This is a genomic window from Amycolatopsis sp. WAC 04169 (assembly GCF_003947535.1).
Classification (GTDB): domain Bacteria; phylum Actinomycetota; class Actinomycetes; order Mycobacteriales; family Pseudonocardiaceae; genus Amycolatopsis; species Amycolatopsis keratiniphila.
This window is the reverse complement of the sequence record NZ_QHJI01000005.1, coordinates 322,082-336,528: the sequence shown is the minus strand read 5'-3', so window position 1 is coordinate 336,528 and position 14,447 is coordinate 322,082. Positions and strand designations below refer to the sequence as shown.

The following is a 14,447-nucleotide window of genomic DNA, read 5'->3' as shown; positions in this document are numbered from 1 at the left end:
GTGAGCAACACCGATCTTTTGAGCGACGTCGAAGGTGGCGCCGCCGAGTCGAACGGCGTCGTCGCTCCCAAGCGCACGGTCGGCGGATTGACCGGCAAGACCGTCGCCGAACTGCGCTCGATCGCTGGGGACCTTGGCATCGGCGAGACGACGGGCATGCGCAAGGGCGATCTGATCGCGGCCATCCGCGAGCGCCAGGGCAAGACCAAGCGCAAGACCCCCGCCGCGGCGAGCGAAACGCTTCCGCTCGAGGGGATCGACGCACCGCGCAAGGCCCAGAAGGCCGAAGCGCCCAAGACCGAGGCCCCGAAGCAGGAGGCCCCGAAGGCGGAAGCCGCTCCGGCCGAGGCTCCTCGTGCGGAGAAGGCCGAGAAGGTTTCGGAGAACGGCTCCGCGCCCGCCGCCGAGCGGCCCGCGCAGCAGGACAACGGGGCGCCGCAGGACGGCCAGCCGCAGCAGGAAGAGGGCGGCCGCAGCCGTCGTCGCCGCGGCTCCAACCGCGCCGCGGGTTCGCCCGAGCAGGGCGGCCAGCAGCGTGAGCGCGGCGACCGGGGTGACCGCAACGAGCGGGGCGACCGTGGTGACCAGGGCGGCAACCGCCAGGGCAACCGCGACGGCCGTGGCCAGGACAACCGCCAGCGCAACCAGCAGGGCGGCGGCCAGGACAACAGCCAGCGCCAGGGCCAGGGCCCGCAGGGTGACGACGACGAGGAAGGCGGCCGTCGCGGCCGTCGCTTCCGCGACCGTCGCCGCCGGGGTTCTGGCGGTGGCCGCGAACAGGGCGGCTCGCCCGACACCGAGATCCGCGAGGACGACGTTCTGCTGCCCGTGGCGGGCATCCTGGACGTGCTCGACAACTACGCGTTCGTGCGCACCTCGGGCTACCTCGCCGGGCCGAACGACGTGTACGTCTCGCTTTCGCTGGTCCGCAAGTACGGCCTGCGCCGCGGTGACGCCATCACCGGTGTCGTGCGCCAGCCGCGTGACGGCGAGCAGCAGCGGCAGAAGTTCAACCCGCTGGTGCGCGTCGACTCGATCAACGGCCTGGAGCCGGACGAGTCCAAGCGCCGTCCCGAGTTCACCAAGCTGACCCCGCTGTACCCGAACGAGCGGCTGCGCCTCGAGACCGAGCCGCACAAGCTCACCACCCGTGTCATCGACCTGGTGATGCCGGTCGGCAAGGGGCAGCGTGCGCTGATCGTTTCGCCGCCGAAGGCCGGCAAGACGACGATCATGCAGGACATCGCGAACGCGATCTCGACGAACAACCCCGAGTGCCACCTGATGGTCGTGCTCGTGGACGAGCGTCCCGAAGAGGTCACCGACATGCAGCGGTCGGTGAAGGGTGAGGTCATCGCCTCGACCTTCGACCGCCCGCCGTCCGACCACACCTCGGTCGCGGAGCTGGCCATCGAGCGGGCGAAGCGCCTGGTCGAGATGGGCCACGACGTCGTCGTGCTGCTCGACTCGATCACCCGTCTGGGCCGTGCGTACAACCTGGCGGCCCCGGCGTCCGGCCGGATCCTCTCCGGTGGTGTCGACTCGACGGCGCTGTTCCCGCCGAAGCGTTTCCTCGGCGCGGCGCGCAACATCGAGAACGGCGGCTCGCTGACGATCTTCGCCACGACGATGGTCGAGACCGGTTCCACCGGTGACACGGTCATCTTCGAAGAGTTCAAGGGCACCGCGAACGCGGACCTCAAGCTCGACCGGAAGATCGCCGAGCGGCGCGTGTTCCCCGCGGTGGACATCAACCCGTCCGGTACCCGCAAGGAAGACCTGCTGCTTTCGCCCGACGAGCTCGCGGTCACCCACAAGCTGCACCGGGTGCTGCACGCGCTGGACTCGCAGCAGGCCATCGACCTGCTGATCTCGCGTCTGCGCAAGACGAAGACCAACATCGAGTTCCTCATGCAGGTCTCGAAGACGGCCCTCGGCTCGAACGACGACGACTGAGTTTCAGTAGCTGAACCGAAGGGGCCCTTCACCGCATCCGATGCGGTGAAGGGCCCCTTCGCTGCGTCTGATGGGGGAAGCATGGATTCGGTGCCGGGACGGATCGTCGTGTACGGAGTCACCGGTTCAGGTAAGACGACCTTGGCCGGGAAACTGGCCGAGCGGACCGGGCTGCCTTGGCATTCGGTCGACGACGATCTCGCCTGGCAGCCGGGCTGGGTCCCCGTTCCGGACGAGGAACAGCGGCGTCGGGTCGCTCTCCTGGTCGCCGAGGACCGCTGGATCATCGACGGGATGTTCGCCAAATGGCGAGACATCGCGTTGCCCCGCGCCGAACTGATCGTGGCGCTGGACTATCCGCGCTGGGTTTCGCTGAGCCGTCTGGTGCGCCGGACCGTGGTGCGCTGCGTCACCCGCCGCCGGATCTGCAACGGCAACGTCGAAACGCTGCGGGGCATGATCTCCGGCGATTCGATCATCGTGTGGCACTTCCGCTCGTTCGCGCGTAAACGGCGCACGATCCGCGGCTGGGTCGCTGACCCCGGGGTGCCGGTGGTGCGGCTGACCTCGCCGCGCGCAACCGAACGCTGGCTGGCCCTCGTCAGTGGCAATCGGGGGTGAGAAGGGCGATCACGCGTGATCAGAGACGTAACTCGCGTGATCAGACGGCGTTCACCGTGTTCGCCGTCCGATCACGCGAGATGCGTTCCTGATCACGCGAGTTACGTCTTAGCTCACGAGAGCGGAGGAGATCAGCGGTGCGGAACGGCCGCAGGGGTCCAGCCGCGGTAGTTGTTGAAGTAGTGCACGCTCGACGCGTGGCCGATCTTGCCGCCGATGCTGGAGGCGTAGATCCCGCCGGAGCCGTCGGCGATGCCGACGTGACCCCACTGGCTGATGTTCCAGTACACGAAGGAGCCCTTCGGCGGCGTTCCGGTCGTGTGCTTCGGGCTCGCGCCGTTCCAGTGCGCGTTGGCCGAGGCCCAGACACCGGTCGTCCCGTAAGCGTTCTCGACGGCCTTCTCACAGAGGCCCTGGTACGCGGTGGAGCCCATGTGGTTCTTGAACCACTGGACGGCGCCGGCGGGCGTGCCGTCACCGGCGCCCTGGATGGCCAGGTCACCGTCGGACAGGGTGGTGAACGTTCCCGCGGCCGGGTTGATGTCGGCGGCGGTGATGGTGGCGCCCGTTTCAGGGGCCGCCCCGGCGGCCGGAGCCACGGCGAGGGCCGCGATGGCCAGCGCGGCGACGGACGCCGGCTTCGCCACCTTGGCGAGGATGCTGCGCATGATCAATACCTCCTGTTGAGGAATCACCAACAGGAAGACGGTCCCGTGATCAAGTACAAATTTTGTACAACTCACCGTCGATAGTTGATAACTCAACGTGCTGGAATATGCCGGGGGAGGGGTGCGTTGACGCCACTGCCAGCACATCTGGCAAAATCATCCGCTGAAGTCCGGCGCCGGTTCACCCCGCTCGGGGACCCGGAGCCAACGAGAGAGGACACCATGAAAAGCGGTATTCACCCCGAGTACGTCGTCACGCACGTGAACTGTGACTGTGGCAACGAATTCACCACGCGCAGCACCAAGACCTCCGGCAACCTCCACGTCGAGATCTGCTCGAACTGCCACCCGTTCTACACCGGCAAGCAGAAGCTCATGGACACCGGCGGCCGCGTCGCGCGCTTCGAGGCTCGCTACGGCAAGCGCAAGAAGGCCGAAGACGCCAAGTAGCTTGAACGACGGCGCCTACCCGCATGTCCGGGTGGGCGCCGTTTTTCATGGTTCTGTCCGGGTCCGTTGAGAGGTGGAGTGGTGGATTCGAGTTCGCTGAAGGGTCTGCTCGAAGAGCACGCCCAGCTGGAAGAGCAGCTGGCCGACCCGTCCGTGCACGCCGACCAGGCGCGTGCCCGCAAGCTCGGCCGCCGGTACGCGGAGCTGAGCCCCGTCGTCAAGACGGTCCGCGAGCTCGACACCGCCCGCGAAGACCTCGAGACGGCGAAGGAACTGGCCGCGGAAGACGCCGCTTTCGCGGCCGAAGCCGAGGAGATCTCCGCCAAGATCCCCGTGCTCGAGGCCAAGCTCACCGAGCTGCTCCTGCCGCGTGACCCGTACGACGGCTCCGACGTGGTCATGGAGATCAAATCGGGTGAAGGCGGCGAGGAGTCGGCGCTGTTCGCCGGCGACCTGCTGCGCATGTACCTGCGCTACGCCGAGCGTCACGGCTGGAAGGCCGAGGTGCTCGACTCGGTCGACTCGGACCTCGGCGGCTTCAAGGACGTCACCGTGTCCATCAAGAGCCGGTCGGCCGAGGCCGACGGCGTCTGGGCACGGCTGAAGTTCGAGGGCGGGGTGCACCGCGTGCAGCGCGTGCCCGCCACCGAATCGCAGGGCCGCATCCACACCTCCGCCTCGGGCGTGCTCATCTACCCCGAACCCGAGGACGTCGAGGTCGAGATCGACCCCAACGACCTGCGGATCGACGTCTACCGCTCGTCCGGCCCCGGCGGCCAGAGCGTGAACACGACCGACTCGGCCGTGCGGATCACGCATATCCCCACCGGCGTGGTCGTCTCGTGCCAGAACGAGAAGTCGCAGATCCAGAACCGCGCCCGTGCCCTGCAAGTGCTGCAGGCCCGCCTCCAGGCGATCGCCGAGGAAGAGGCCGCCGCGAAGGCGTCCGACGCGCGCCGTTCGCAGGTCCGCACCGTCGACCGCTCCGAGCGGGTCCGCACGTACAACTTCGCCGAGAACCGCATCGCCGACCACCGGGTGAACTACAAGGCGTACAACCTGGACCAGGTCCTCGACGGTGACCTCGACGGCGTGCTGGACGCGCTCATCACCGCGGACCGCGAGGAGCGGCTGGCCGCCCACGCCGGCTGATCCCCGCCGTCCTAAGGAATCTCGAAGTTCTTGGAAACCGACAGCAAATAGTCGCCCGGTCGTACTCCCAGGTCCTTTTCGTCGAATCTGCCGAACATCGCCGTCACCGCCGTGTCGGCGGCACGTATCACGGACTGGCGATCGGTGAGGTACAGCTCTTCGATCGAGTACCCGACATGGGCATCGTCGAGGGCGGCTCGGAACTCGTGTTTGGTCACGGTCGACTCGTGCGGCCCGCCCTTGGGTGCCAAGACGGCACGGAAAAGGTGTGCCCTGGCCATGTTGCGAGTTTGATGGACGAAACCCGGTCGCGGGTGACGTCCAAAGACAGGTTGTCCCAGCGGTAGGGATATCCATCGGCTTTGCCGCCGAGCAGACGGAACGCCGGATGGGGATGACCCGGACCCAGTACGGCGGAGGCCGCTGCCAGCGTCATACCGCCGTGGATCGGCCCGACGCGGCCGGTGCTGACGAACTCGATCAGCAGGTTCATCATGCCGCGATGCTAGCCGGAGCCGGGTTTCTCCCGGTCACCTAACCCGGCTCGGTGGAGAACGGATCGTCCTCCAGCGCGGTATGGATCGCCCGCACGGACATGCTCACGTGCGAAAGCCTGTCGGTCACCTCGCGCGTCACCCGGCTGAGCGCCTCCTCGCCGCTTTCCCCGGCGAGTGCGGGAAAAGCCGACAGCAGCACCGCTTCGCACGGGCCCGCGTCCGTGCTGATCCGGACCAGCGACGCCGAAAGATCGGTCGCGGGGCGGCCGCACAGGTCCACGGCCAGCCGCAGGTCACCGGTGGGGACGTAGAGATGCACCCGCGAAATGACATCGGTTTCCGCGCGCGGGGTGAAATCGTGCCTGGTGACGTACGCGGGCTCGCGGGGATCCGTACCGCCGACGGACGCCATCAGCGAATAAAGCGTGAATCCGTCCGCCGGGACGTCGTAGGCGTCGTAGCTACCGTATTGCCCGGTCTCCGGCGTGCCGTGGATTTCGAAGAATTCCGCATTCAGGCCGAAGTGGAAAAGCGCGGGTACCGCGGCACGATGCAGTGTTTCGGCGGGATCTTCGCCGTCGGCGGGCGGCGTGCGATAGCCGACGGAGACCAGGTATCCCGTCCAGCCGCCTTCCGGATCCGCCCGGCAGATCTCCAGCTCGGTGGCCTCGAACTCGCCGATGAGACGTTCGCCCAGCATGGCGGCCGCGGCGAAATCCTCGGTTTCGATATTCGCCGATATCCGCGTGACGACCGTCGTTTCCCGGAGATCCATGACTGTTTTTGAGCCCTTCGGCGCGTACAGGTTCGTTCAGCCTACGGGTGGCGGTGAGTGGCGTCCGATCGGGCCTGTCGTCGATTCCCCGCTTCCGCTACGTTCCCTGGTCGATAAGGGAAGCCCTCCCGGGAGAACACGAATGGAAAGATCGTTTCCGGCGGCCCGGAAACGTGTTCCGCGAGCCCTCGTTCTCGTCGCCGGAACGGGACTGCTGAGCGCTGCCGTCGTCGCGAGGATCGGCCGGTTCGGGTTCAACCCGACCGACCAGGGCTTCGTGCTCGCCCAGGTGTGGCGTGTCCTGCACGGCGAGATCCCGCAGGTGGACTTCCTCGGGCCACGGCCGTTCGGTTCGGCGTACCTGCATCTGGTCGATCATCTCGTCCCCGCGCCGCTGATGATCGGCTCGGGGTTCGTGATGATGGTGCAGCTGACCGTCGCCACGGTCGCCCTCGCCGCGTTCCTGACCGGGACCTCGCCACTGGACTGGGGCCCGCTGCGGCTCGGGCTGGTCTTCACCGCCGTGCTGATCGGCCTGAACACGTATCCGGTGATGGCCTGGCACACCGTCGACGGCGTCTTCCTGGTCGCGGTCGGCTGGTGGCTGCTCGACAGCGGGCTGCGTTCGGGCTCGCGGTGGCGGCGTCTGTCCGGCCTGTTCTGCCTCGGGTTCGCGGCGATCGTCAAGCAGAGTTTCCTGTTCGCGGCCCCGATCGGGGTGCTGATCCTGCTGTTCCACCCGGCCGCGCGACCGAGGCGATGGCCGCGCCTGCTCGGTGACGTCCTCGTGCTCGGCGCGGCACCTTTGCTGTACTTCGGCATGGTCACCGTCGCCGGCGGCCTGCGGTCGGCGATCGCGCAGCTCTCCAGCGGCACCCAGACGTGGGGTGAAGGCCTTTTCCGGTTTTGGACGGCGGAATTCGCGGGCCGGGCGGATCCGCGGACGTACTTCTTCCCGGTGCTGCTCGGAGTGGGCGTGCTCGCCGTGGCGTGGTCGGCCCGCGACCGGTTCGGCGAGCCGGGCCGATGGCTCCGGGGCGCGACGGGCTTGTGCGTCGTGGCGGTCGTGGTGTTCGTCGTGGCCGACGGCGGCTTCGAGCACGCGGGCGGCTGGCCGGTCACGCTGCTGTGGCTCTTCCTGGCGGCCGCCTTGCTCGACGCCGTCGTCCGAAGACGGTTGCCCTGGCGGTACCTGGCGATCGCCGCGCTCGGCTGGATGGCCAGCCTGTCCTGGGGCTACCCGCTTCCCGGCCTGCTGGCCGGGATCTTCGCGCTGGGCGTGCTGGAAGCGGTGCCGCCGCCGCGTCCGTCCGAGTCCGCGGGTGGGGTCTTTGCCGCGGTCGCGTTCGTGCTCGCCGGGCTGTTGCTGATGTCCGCACACGACAAGGCGCCGTACGCGGACCGGCCGCAGGGCGAACTCACGAAGGACCTCGGGGACATCGCCCCGGCACTGCGCGGTGTCCGCACGAATCCCAGCGTGTACACCTACGTGGCCCAGATCCGGGGCTGCCTTGACCGCTATCCGGCGTCGAAGGTCGCGGTCCTGCCGGACAATCCGTTCGTCGCCCCGGTGTTCGGGGTCCGCAACCCGTTCCCGCTCGACTGGCCGCTGCCGATGGAACTGACCGGCGACAGTCCGGAAAGGATGGTCGAGGCGGCGGAAAACCTTGCCCGCGAAGGGGATTACCTCGTGCTCTTCCAGACGGTCAAGGCCGTTTCGCTGACGGCGGGCGCGCCGGTCCCCGAAGCCGTCGGCCCCGACGCGCGGACGATCGCGTACGGCGGCGTGGAAAAGCGGATCCAGGACGAGCTCACGGGCGCGAGGGTCGCGTGCGGCAGCTTCGCCGGCTTCTGGGAACCGGCGCGCTGATCCCTCAAGCGGAAAGGGACGCCGTCTCCGGCTCGCGCTCCTCGGCCGCCGGCGGTTCTTCCTTGCGCTTCGGCAGGAACGAGAGCGCGGCGAAGGCGGCGGCGAGCAGCGTCGGGTAGATCGTCAGCTGCTGGTGCTTGACGTTCTCGATGCCTTCCGCGAGGCCGGACACCAGGATCTGGCCCATCGCGAAGAGCAGGAACATGAGCACCACGATGCCGACGTCGCGGCGTCCGGTGCGGTTGCGGAAGGCGCGGAGCCCAGCCCAGCCGATGAGCAGCCAGATCGGCAGCAGGGCGAACAGCCCCAGCGGCGCGATCCAGCCGGTGATCCCGGACAGCACCGGGATCCGGTACTCCTTGGCGAGCGGCGGCTGCCCGGCGTGCTCACCGAAGCTGCCGAGGTTCGGCACCCGCGCGGTCAGCGTCTCCTGCGCGGACCGGTGCAGCATCTCGACGACGCGCACCGGGTGATCCAGGTAGTACTGGGCGACGTTGCGTCGGCTGATCTTGTCCCGGTACTTGGCGTACTCGGGGTCGCGCCAGGCCGCGTTCGCGCTCCACCAGCCCGTGCCGACATACTTCGCGAACTCGGGCGGCAGGCCCAGCGCGTCGAGGTCGGCGGTGGTGTCGTGTTTCCCGTCCACGATCCCGTTGAACACGACGTGGTACATGTTGGCCTCGCGGTACTCCGCGTTGGCCGAGTCGCCCGCCCCCTGCACCAGCGCGGTACCCGTGCCGACGACGGCGAGCACGGCCAGCGGCAGCGCCCACCGGGCCAGGCCGCGACTGCCTTCCGGCCGGACGAACAGCAGCGCGATCGCGAACAGCGGGATCAGCAGCAGCGTCTGCGATTTCGCGTTGATCCCGATCATCGCGCCGAGCACGGTGACCACGGCGCCGGTGTAGCGCCACGGCCCGGTGCGGTGCATGAGCAGGAGCCCGCCGGCGAGCAGGAGCATCCCGAGGAAGGCAGCGCCCTCGCTCAGCACGGAGGCGAAGTACCCGAAGAAGGCCGAGTCCGCCGCGACCAGCAGCAGCGCGGCCGTGGCGATGACGCTGTTGCGGACCGAAAGGCGCAGGCCCACCACGATCGCGGCGATCCCGCCCGCGACCAGCAGACAGCCGAGCACCCCCAGCACCAGCAGGTTCAGGATCGCGGACGAGCCGAGCAGCTGCCCGATCTCGCTGGCGATCTTGTCGATCCAGCTCTGGCTGGAGATGTACTCGCTGTTGCAGGCCGGGGCGGGGCCGTAGGAGAAGCGGACGAAGTATTCCGAAGGCCGGTCGAGCTCGCGGGCGCCGAGCTGGCACAGGATGCGCCAGCCGTCGCCGTTGTCCGCCATGCCGATCGGACGTGGCACCAGGAAACGGACGAGGAGCACCCCGAGCGCGGCGAAGAAGACGCCCAAGGTCAGTCGGATTTCCCGGATCTTCACCCGCGTCACCTTAGAAGATTCCGCAGGGTGATCAGTTCGTACCCTCTCCAACACTTGCGGAGAGGAACTTTCGGATCACGCCGAGCCATTCGCCGGGCGCCTCGGCGCCGATACCGTGCCCGGCCTCGATCTCGACCAGCTCGGCGCCGGGGATCCCGGCCGCGAGCTCGCGGGAATGGGCAGGCGGGACGAACCGGTCGAGCGCCGTGGCGACGACGAGGGTGGGGACCGAGATCCCGGCCAGTTCGGCCCGGGTGTCGACGTTCGCGACTAGGTCCACGTGTTCCGGGCTGCCCTCCGGGATGAACTCGACCAGCCCGTCGATGGCGGCTTCGAGCTCCGCGGGTGTCAGCGCGTTCAGCTGCTTCTCCCCGGTGCCGGCGAAGGTGAGGAACTTCGCCAGCAGCCTCCGGTCGCCGCGCAGCAGTTCGCGCCAGACGTCGAGACCCAGCAGGAGCCGGTTGTCCGGTTTCGCGAGCCCGGCGGTCAGGATGAGCCCGGTGACCCGATCGGGGTGCCGCGTCGTGGCGCGGACGGCGACCGCGGTGCCGAGCGAGTAGCCGAGGATCGCGAAGCGTTCGAGACCGGCGTCGACGGCGATGGAGACCAGTTCGTCCGCGACGGCGTCGAGGTCCAGCGGCTCGGTGCTGCGCGGCGTGGCCCCGGAGCCGGGGTAGTCGGGGCCGACGACGGTGTGGGTGCGGGCGAGGTCGTCGAGGATGCTCCCGAAGTTGCCCTCGACGCCGCCGCCGGCGCCGTGGGCGAGCAGGAGGCCGGGACCGGAACCGCGGACGACGTGCGCGAAATGATTCGTCATGCCGGCGACGTTAGGTACTGACATCGATGTGAAGGTCAAACTCGGATGACGGGGGTCACATGCTGATCGGCGAGCTGTCCCGGCGGACCGGCGTGAGCCAGCGGCTGCTGCGTTACTACGAGGAGCAGGGGCTGCTGGTGTCACGGCGCGATTCCAACGGCTACCGCACCTTCGACGACGACGCGGTCACCACGGTGCGGCAGATTCGCGCGCTCCTCGCGGCCGGGCTGAGCACGCAGGTCATCGGCAAGATGCTTCCGTGCGCCACGGGTGAACTGCCCGAGCTGGACATGTGCCCGACCGTGGTGGCGGAGATCCGGCGGGAACTGGCCGAAATGGACGACCGCATCGACACGCTCCGGCTGCGGCGCGGGACACTGGCCGGATATCTCACCGTCGACGCGTAGGAGAACTGTGGAAGCCCTGGCCAGATTCGGATTCGAACTGGGTGTGCTCAAGCGGATCCGGCGGGCGGGCTGGTGGCAGGCCGGAGTCCGCGATCCCGAATCGGTGGCCGAGCACACCACGCGGGTCGCGCAGCTGGCCGGCCTCCTCGCGGCCGAGGGCGGCGCGGACCCGGCGCGGGCGGCGTACCTCGCGCTGTGGCACGACACGCAGGAGACGCGGACCGGGGACCTCCCGCACACGATCAAGGGGTTCGTCGAAAAGCCGGATCCGCGGGCGATCACCGCCGCGCAGACGTCGGCGCTCCCCGGTGCCGCGCGTGACTCGGTGCGTGACGCCGTCGACGAGTACGAGTCCGCCGAAAGCCCTGAAGCGCTCTACGCGCGCGACGCGGACAAGCTCGAAATGCTGCTTCAGGCCGTCGAGTACCGCGACGTCGGTGTACGGAACGTAGACGAATGGATCGCCTCGGCGACGAAGAGCCTCCAGACCGACCTCGCGCGGCGGGTGGCCGAAGCGGCGCTGACGTTGTCTTCGCTCTCGTGGCGGGTGCGCTGAAAGGAATCGATACCCTGAGCCCGCGTGTATCGACCCCGGCACGCGTGCCTCGTGTGTCAGGCTTGACTCTGTGAAGGAACACCAGTGAACCGGCAGCCGTTGCGCCTCGCCATCATGGAAGCGACCCGCATCCTCACCGAGGCCGGAGTGGCGTCACCGCGTTCGGACGCGGAACTGATCGCCTCCCACGTCCTCGGTGTCGAACGCGGCCGCCTGCCGATGGTGCCGCTGGTGGACCCACCGGTCATCGACGCGATCGGCCAGCTCGTGAACCAGCGGGCCAAACGGATCCCGCTGCAGTACCTCACCGGCTGGGCCGCGCTCGGCGACATCACGGTCAACGTCGGCGCCGGGGTGTTCGTCCCGCGCCCGGAGACCGAGCTGCTCCTGGAATGGGGCCTCAAACTGCTGCACGGACGCGAGTATCCGGTGGTGGTCGACCTGTGCACCGGCTCCGGCGCGCTGGCGCTGGCCGTGCAGCACGCGCGGCCGGACGCGGTGGTCTACGCCGTCGACATCGACGCGCAGGCGCTCGCGTGGGCCCGGCACAACGCCGACGTGCACGCCGACGCGGGGGACACGCCCATCCGGCTGTACTCCGGCGACGTCGCGGACAGCACGATGTTCGCCGAACTCGACGGCCTCGTCGACCTGGTCCTGTGCAACCCGCCGTACGTCCCGGAAGGCACGCCGGTGCCTGCGGAGGTCGCCGAGCACGACCCGCCGCGGGCGGTGTTCGCGGAGGAGAGCGGGCTGGCGGTGATCCGGCACGCGATCGCGGCCGCCGCGCGCCTGCTGCGGCCCACCGGCGGGATGGCGATCGAGCACGACGACACGCACGGCTCGGCCGTCCCGGCGCTCGTGCGGGCGCGACGGGTGCTCACGGACGTGCAGGGTCACCTCGACCTGGCCGGACGGCCGCGTTTCGTCACCGCCCTGCGCGTCTCCTGACCCCTCGCGTTTCGTCCTCTGAATGCGGTAGTTCGTGGTGCGAACCACCGCATTCAGAGGACGAAACGCGGGATGGGGCAGGCGGATAGTTAGCGAGACTCACGACTTCCGGCGGTGCCGAGGGCAAAGCCCACCTCCTAACGTCGATCACGGCCGCCTCATCGGCGGTCCGACTGGGAGGTGTACCCCGATGCGATCGTCTCTCCGACGAGCCCCACTCAGAACACTCGCCGTCCTCGCCACCGTCGCGCTACTGCCGGGTCTGGTCGCCCAGCCCGCGTCCGCCGAGGCGCCGGTGAAAGGCTGGCCCGCCCCGATCGACGGGTCGACCTGGGAGAACCAGGACCACATGACGTGGGACGACTACCGCAAACCGCCCGGCACGAACTGGGCCGATCCCGCGCTGAAGCCGACGAAGCGGACCTTCAAGGGCGCCGTGGTGCTCGCGGACTACCCCGATCAGGAGTTCGCGGTCACGCAACCGACGCACTCGACGGTGTTCGGCAACCCCGGCCCCGCCGCCAGCAACATCCCGCGGGCGGACGTCGCGAAGTTCTACCAGGACTTCCTCAACAAACCGCAGGCGATCAACCGCGGCCACACCATCAACGAATACTGGATGGAGGACTCCGGCGGCCGGATGGGGGTCGACCTGACCGCGTTCGGGCCGTACCGCCTGCCCGGCAAGTCCTTCGAATATGGCATGGAGTTCCAGCCCGACGCCTGTCCGCCGGACGCGAACTGCAAACGCGACCTGCGCGCCGACGCGGGCGCGGCCTGGCGGGCGGACGTGGGTGACGTCGCCAAGCAGTTCGACTTCATCTTTTATCTCTCCGCCGGCCAGGACGAGAGCGCGACCTGGCAGGAATTCGGCGTGATGAAATTCGGCGAGCCGGGGAACGTGCCCGACGAATTCGGCCCCGGTGTCGCCGGAATGCCGAACGCCGCGTCCACCCGCTACGTTCCGTGGACGTCGTGGAAATCCGCCGCGAGTATCTGGCCGAACGCCGTCACCGGTTCCTCGACCCAGGCCGAAAGCTCGGGCCAGGCGGTTTACGCGCACGAATTGAGCCATATTCTCGGCATCGGCGACAATTACAACAACCCGTTCGGCACTCCGCCGTCCAGGACCTACACCGGTCCGTGGGAGATGATGTCGCGCGGCAGTTTCAACGGTCCCGGCGGACCGCACACGCGCTGGCAGATCCCTGCCACGCAGGGCGGCTCGATGGGCTCGCACCACATGCTGCGCACCAAGATGAAGCTGGACATCATCGATCCCGAAGACGTCCTGAAGCTCGACCGGAACCAGTTGGCCAAGACCGGCCCGGTTTCGGCGAGGATCACGGCGCGTTCGGTCCTGCCGGGCCAGGGTGCCTACAGCGGCATCAACATCGCGCTCACCGGTGGGGACCTTTCGCCGAAATGCGACCGCTCGAAGGATCCATTCTGCGACGGCGGCGGCTACCACAATTACACCGTCGAGGTCGTCGACCGGATGGGCAGCGATTCCTTCGCCCCCGATTCCGGTGTCCTGATCGCGAAGACGAAGAACCAGGACAACGCGCCGTTCGAATGGATCATCGACGCGAACCCGGCCGACATCGGCATGACCGACTACAAGAAGCCGGACGGCACCCCGGTACCGATCCCGATCGGCGACTACCGCCAGCTCAACGACGCCGCGTTCAAGGCGGGTACCGGGGCCGCGAGCAAGTACGAGTACACCGACGAGGCGAACAGGCTGAAGTTCCTCGTCTCCGACATCGAACGCGACCGCAAGGGCGTGCTGTCCTACGTCGTCACGGTGGCTTCGCTCGACGGAGGGGGCTCGCAGGCCAGGGGCGTTTCGCTGTGGCCGTCGGCCCCGGCGTTCGCCAAGCAGGGGCTCGCGAGCTGCTCGTTCCCGGTGCTCAACACGGGCAACGCGAAGGGCGCGGTGGCGCCGTACAACACCGACACCTATCGCCTGAGCGCGTCCACCAGCGCGAAGGGGTGGGAGGTGCGGCTGCCGAACGAGCTGTCCACCGTCCCGTTCGGCGGACGGTCTTCGGCGACCGCGCACGCCAAACGGGCCGCGGGCGGTGACCACGTCGCGCACATCAAGCTGACCGCGACGTCGATCGCGGACCCGGCGAAGACGGCGACGTCGTTCTGCACCGCTTTCGCCTTCTGACGCTCGCTCCGCATGTCATGAAAGGGTCGTTCAGGACGAAAAACGTCCTGAACGACCCTTTCATGACACCTCGGGAGGTGAGGTTCGGCCCCGCCACACCGCAGCGCTACGCT

15 protein-coding genes are annotated in these 14,447 nt (G+C 68.4%); 9 read left to right on the top strand and 6 right to left on the bottom strand.

What is annotated here, in order from left to right:
* Positions 1–1,956 carry a transcription termination factor Rho gene (gene rho, locus DMC61_RS14380; protein ID WP_016336872.1) on the top strand — a complete coding sequence of 652 codons (1,956 nt, stop codon included), beginning with the start codon at positions 1–3 and terminating at the stop codon, positions 1,954–1,956.
* 81 nt (positions 1,957–2,037) lie between these two features.
* The gene (locus tag DMC61_RS14375; RefSeq protein WP_125689685.1) at positions 2,038–2,577 is read left to right on the top strand and encodes an AAA family ATPase; all 540 of its coding nucleotides are present in this window, start codon (positions 2,038–2,040) and stop codon (positions 2,575–2,577) included.
* Positions 2,578–2,708: 131 nt separating this feature from the next.
* On the opposite strand, the gene DMC61_RS14370 is transcribed toward DMC61_RS14375, so the two are convergent.
* On the bottom strand, positions 2,709–3,245 hold the full coding sequence (locus DMC61_RS14370) for a hypothetical protein (RefSeq protein WP_016336870.1): 537 nt from the start codon (positions 3,243–3,245) through the stop codon (positions 2,709–2,711).
* Between the two features lie 222 nt (positions 3,246–3,467).
* Here DMC61_RS14370 and rpmE point away from each other — a divergent pair, with 222 nt between their 5' ends.
* A complete protein-coding gene (rpmE, locus tag DMC61_RS14365) occupies positions 3,468–3,695 on the top strand; it encodes a 50S ribosomal protein L31 (protein WP_007028345.1) in 228 nt (75 codons plus the stop codon).
* Positions 3,696–3,776: 81 nt separating this feature from the next.
* Entirely contained in the window at positions 3,777–4,847 is a 1,071-nt protein-coding gene (gene prfA, locus DMC61_RS14360) for a peptide chain release factor 1 (RefSeq protein WP_016336869.1), read from the top strand.
* 11 nt (positions 4,848–4,858) lie between these two features.
* Here the strand turns inward: prfA and DMC61_RS14355 are convergent, their stop codons facing one another.
* Genes DMC61_RS14355 through DMC61_RS14345 form a run of 3 tightly spaced genes read right to left on the bottom strand, consistent with a single transcriptional unit; the run spans position 4,859 to position 6,119 of the window.
* Entirely contained in the window at positions 4,859–5,065 is a 207-nt protein-coding gene (locus tag DMC61_RS14355; RefSeq protein WP_125689684.1) for a hypothetical protein, read from the bottom strand.
* Entirely contained in the window at positions 5,062–5,343 is a 282-nt protein-coding gene (locus DMC61_RS14350) for a hypothetical protein (protein ID WP_125689683.1), read from the bottom strand. The genes DMC61_RS14355 and DMC61_RS14350 overlap by 4 nt, the downstream gene beginning before the upstream one ends.
* 38 nt (positions 5,344–5,381) lie before the next feature.
* On the bottom strand, positions 5,382–6,119 hold the full coding sequence (locus DMC61_RS14345) for a hypothetical protein (RefSeq protein WP_125689682.1): 738 nt from the start codon (positions 6,117–6,119) through the stop codon (positions 5,382–5,384).
* Positions 6,120–6,261: 142 nt separating this feature from the next.
* Between DMC61_RS14345 and DMC61_RS14340 the strand changes: the two genes are divergently transcribed.
* Positions 6,262–7,989, top strand: a complete 1,728-nt coding sequence (locus DMC61_RS14340) for a hypothetical protein (RefSeq protein ID WP_125689681.1) — start codon at positions 6,262–6,264, stop codon at positions 7,987–7,989.
* A gap of 4 nt (positions 7,990–7,993) precedes the next feature.
* Here the strand turns inward: DMC61_RS14340 and DMC61_RS14335 are convergent, their stop codons facing one another.
* On the bottom strand, positions 7,994–9,427 hold the full coding sequence (locus DMC61_RS14335) for a hypothetical protein (RefSeq protein WP_125689680.1): 1,434 nt from the start codon (positions 9,425–9,427) through the stop codon (positions 7,994–7,996).
* Between the two features lie 31 nt (positions 9,428–9,458).
* Positions 9,459–10,244 (bottom strand): alpha/beta fold hydrolase, encoded by a 786-nt coding sequence (locus DMC61_RS14330; RefSeq protein WP_125689679.1) that lies wholly within the window; start codon positions 10,242–10,244, stop codon positions 9,459–9,461.
* A gap of 59 nt (positions 10,245–10,303) precedes the next feature.
* Between DMC61_RS14330 and DMC61_RS14325 the strand changes: the two genes are divergently transcribed.
* The 4 genes from DMC61_RS14325 to DMC61_RS14310 all read left to right on the top strand — a co-directional run bounded on the left by DMC61_RS14325 (position 10,304) and on the right by DMC61_RS14310 (position 14,334).
* Complete coding sequence (locus tag DMC61_RS14325) at positions 10,304–10,651, top strand: MerR family transcriptional regulator (protein WP_016336864.1); 348 nt, start codon at positions 10,304–10,306, stop codon at positions 10,649–10,651.
* 7 nt (positions 10,652–10,658) lie between these two features.
* The gene (locus tag DMC61_RS14320; protein WP_125689678.1) at positions 10,659–11,207 is read left to right on the top strand and encodes an HD family hydrolase; all 549 of its coding nucleotides are present in this window, start codon (positions 10,659–10,661) and stop codon (positions 11,205–11,207) included.
* A gap of 84 nt (positions 11,208–11,291) precedes the next feature.
* A complete protein-coding gene (gene prmC, locus DMC61_RS14315) occupies positions 11,292–12,158 on the top strand; it encodes a peptide chain release factor N(5)-glutamine methyltransferase (protein ID WP_007028336.1) in 867 nt (288 codons plus the stop codon).
* A gap of 190 nt (positions 12,159–12,348) precedes the next feature.
* Complete coding sequence (locus DMC61_RS14310; protein WP_125689677.1) at positions 12,349–14,334, top strand: M6 family metalloprotease domain-containing protein; 1,986 nt, start codon at positions 12,349–12,351, stop codon at positions 14,332–14,334.
* The last annotated feature ends 113 nt before the right edge of the window (positions 14,335–14,447 follow it).

Coding starts and splice junctions, on each gene's coding strand:
- DMC61_RS14350 (WP_125689683.1), bottom strand. CDS start 5,343: ATGATGAACCTGCTGATCGAGTTCGTCAGCACCGGCCGCGTCGGGCCG.
- DMC61_RS14310 (WP_125689677.1), top strand. CDS start 12,349: ATGCGATCGTCTCTCCGACGAGCCCCACTCAGAACACTCGCCGTCCTC.
- DMC61_RS14375 (WP_125689685.1), top strand. CDS start 2,038: ATGGATTCGGTGCCGGGACGGATCGTCGTGTACGGAGTCACCGGTTCA.
- DMC61_RS14345 (WP_125689682.1), bottom strand. CDS start 6,119: ATGGATCTCCGGGAAACGACGGTCGTCACGCGGATATCGGCGAATATC.
- DMC61_RS14330 (WP_125689679.1), bottom strand. CDS start 10,244: ATGACGAATCATTTCGCGCACGTCGTCCGCGGTTCCGGTCCCGGCCTC.
- DMC61_RS14340 (WP_125689681.1), top strand. CDS start 6,262: ATGGAAAGATCGTTTCCGGCGGCCCGGAAACGTGTTCCGCGAGCCCTC.
- DMC61_RS14370 (WP_016336870.1), bottom strand. CDS start 3,245: ATGCGCAGCATCCTCGCCAAGGTGGCGAAGCCGGCGTCCGTCGCCGCG.
- rpmE (WP_007028345.1), top strand. CDS start 3,468: ATGAAAAGCGGTATTCACCCCGAGTACGTCGTCACGCACGTGAACTGT.
- DMC61_RS14325 (WP_016336864.1), top strand. CDS start 10,304: ATGCTGATCGGCGAGCTGTCCCGGCGGACCGGCGTGAGCCAGCGGCTG.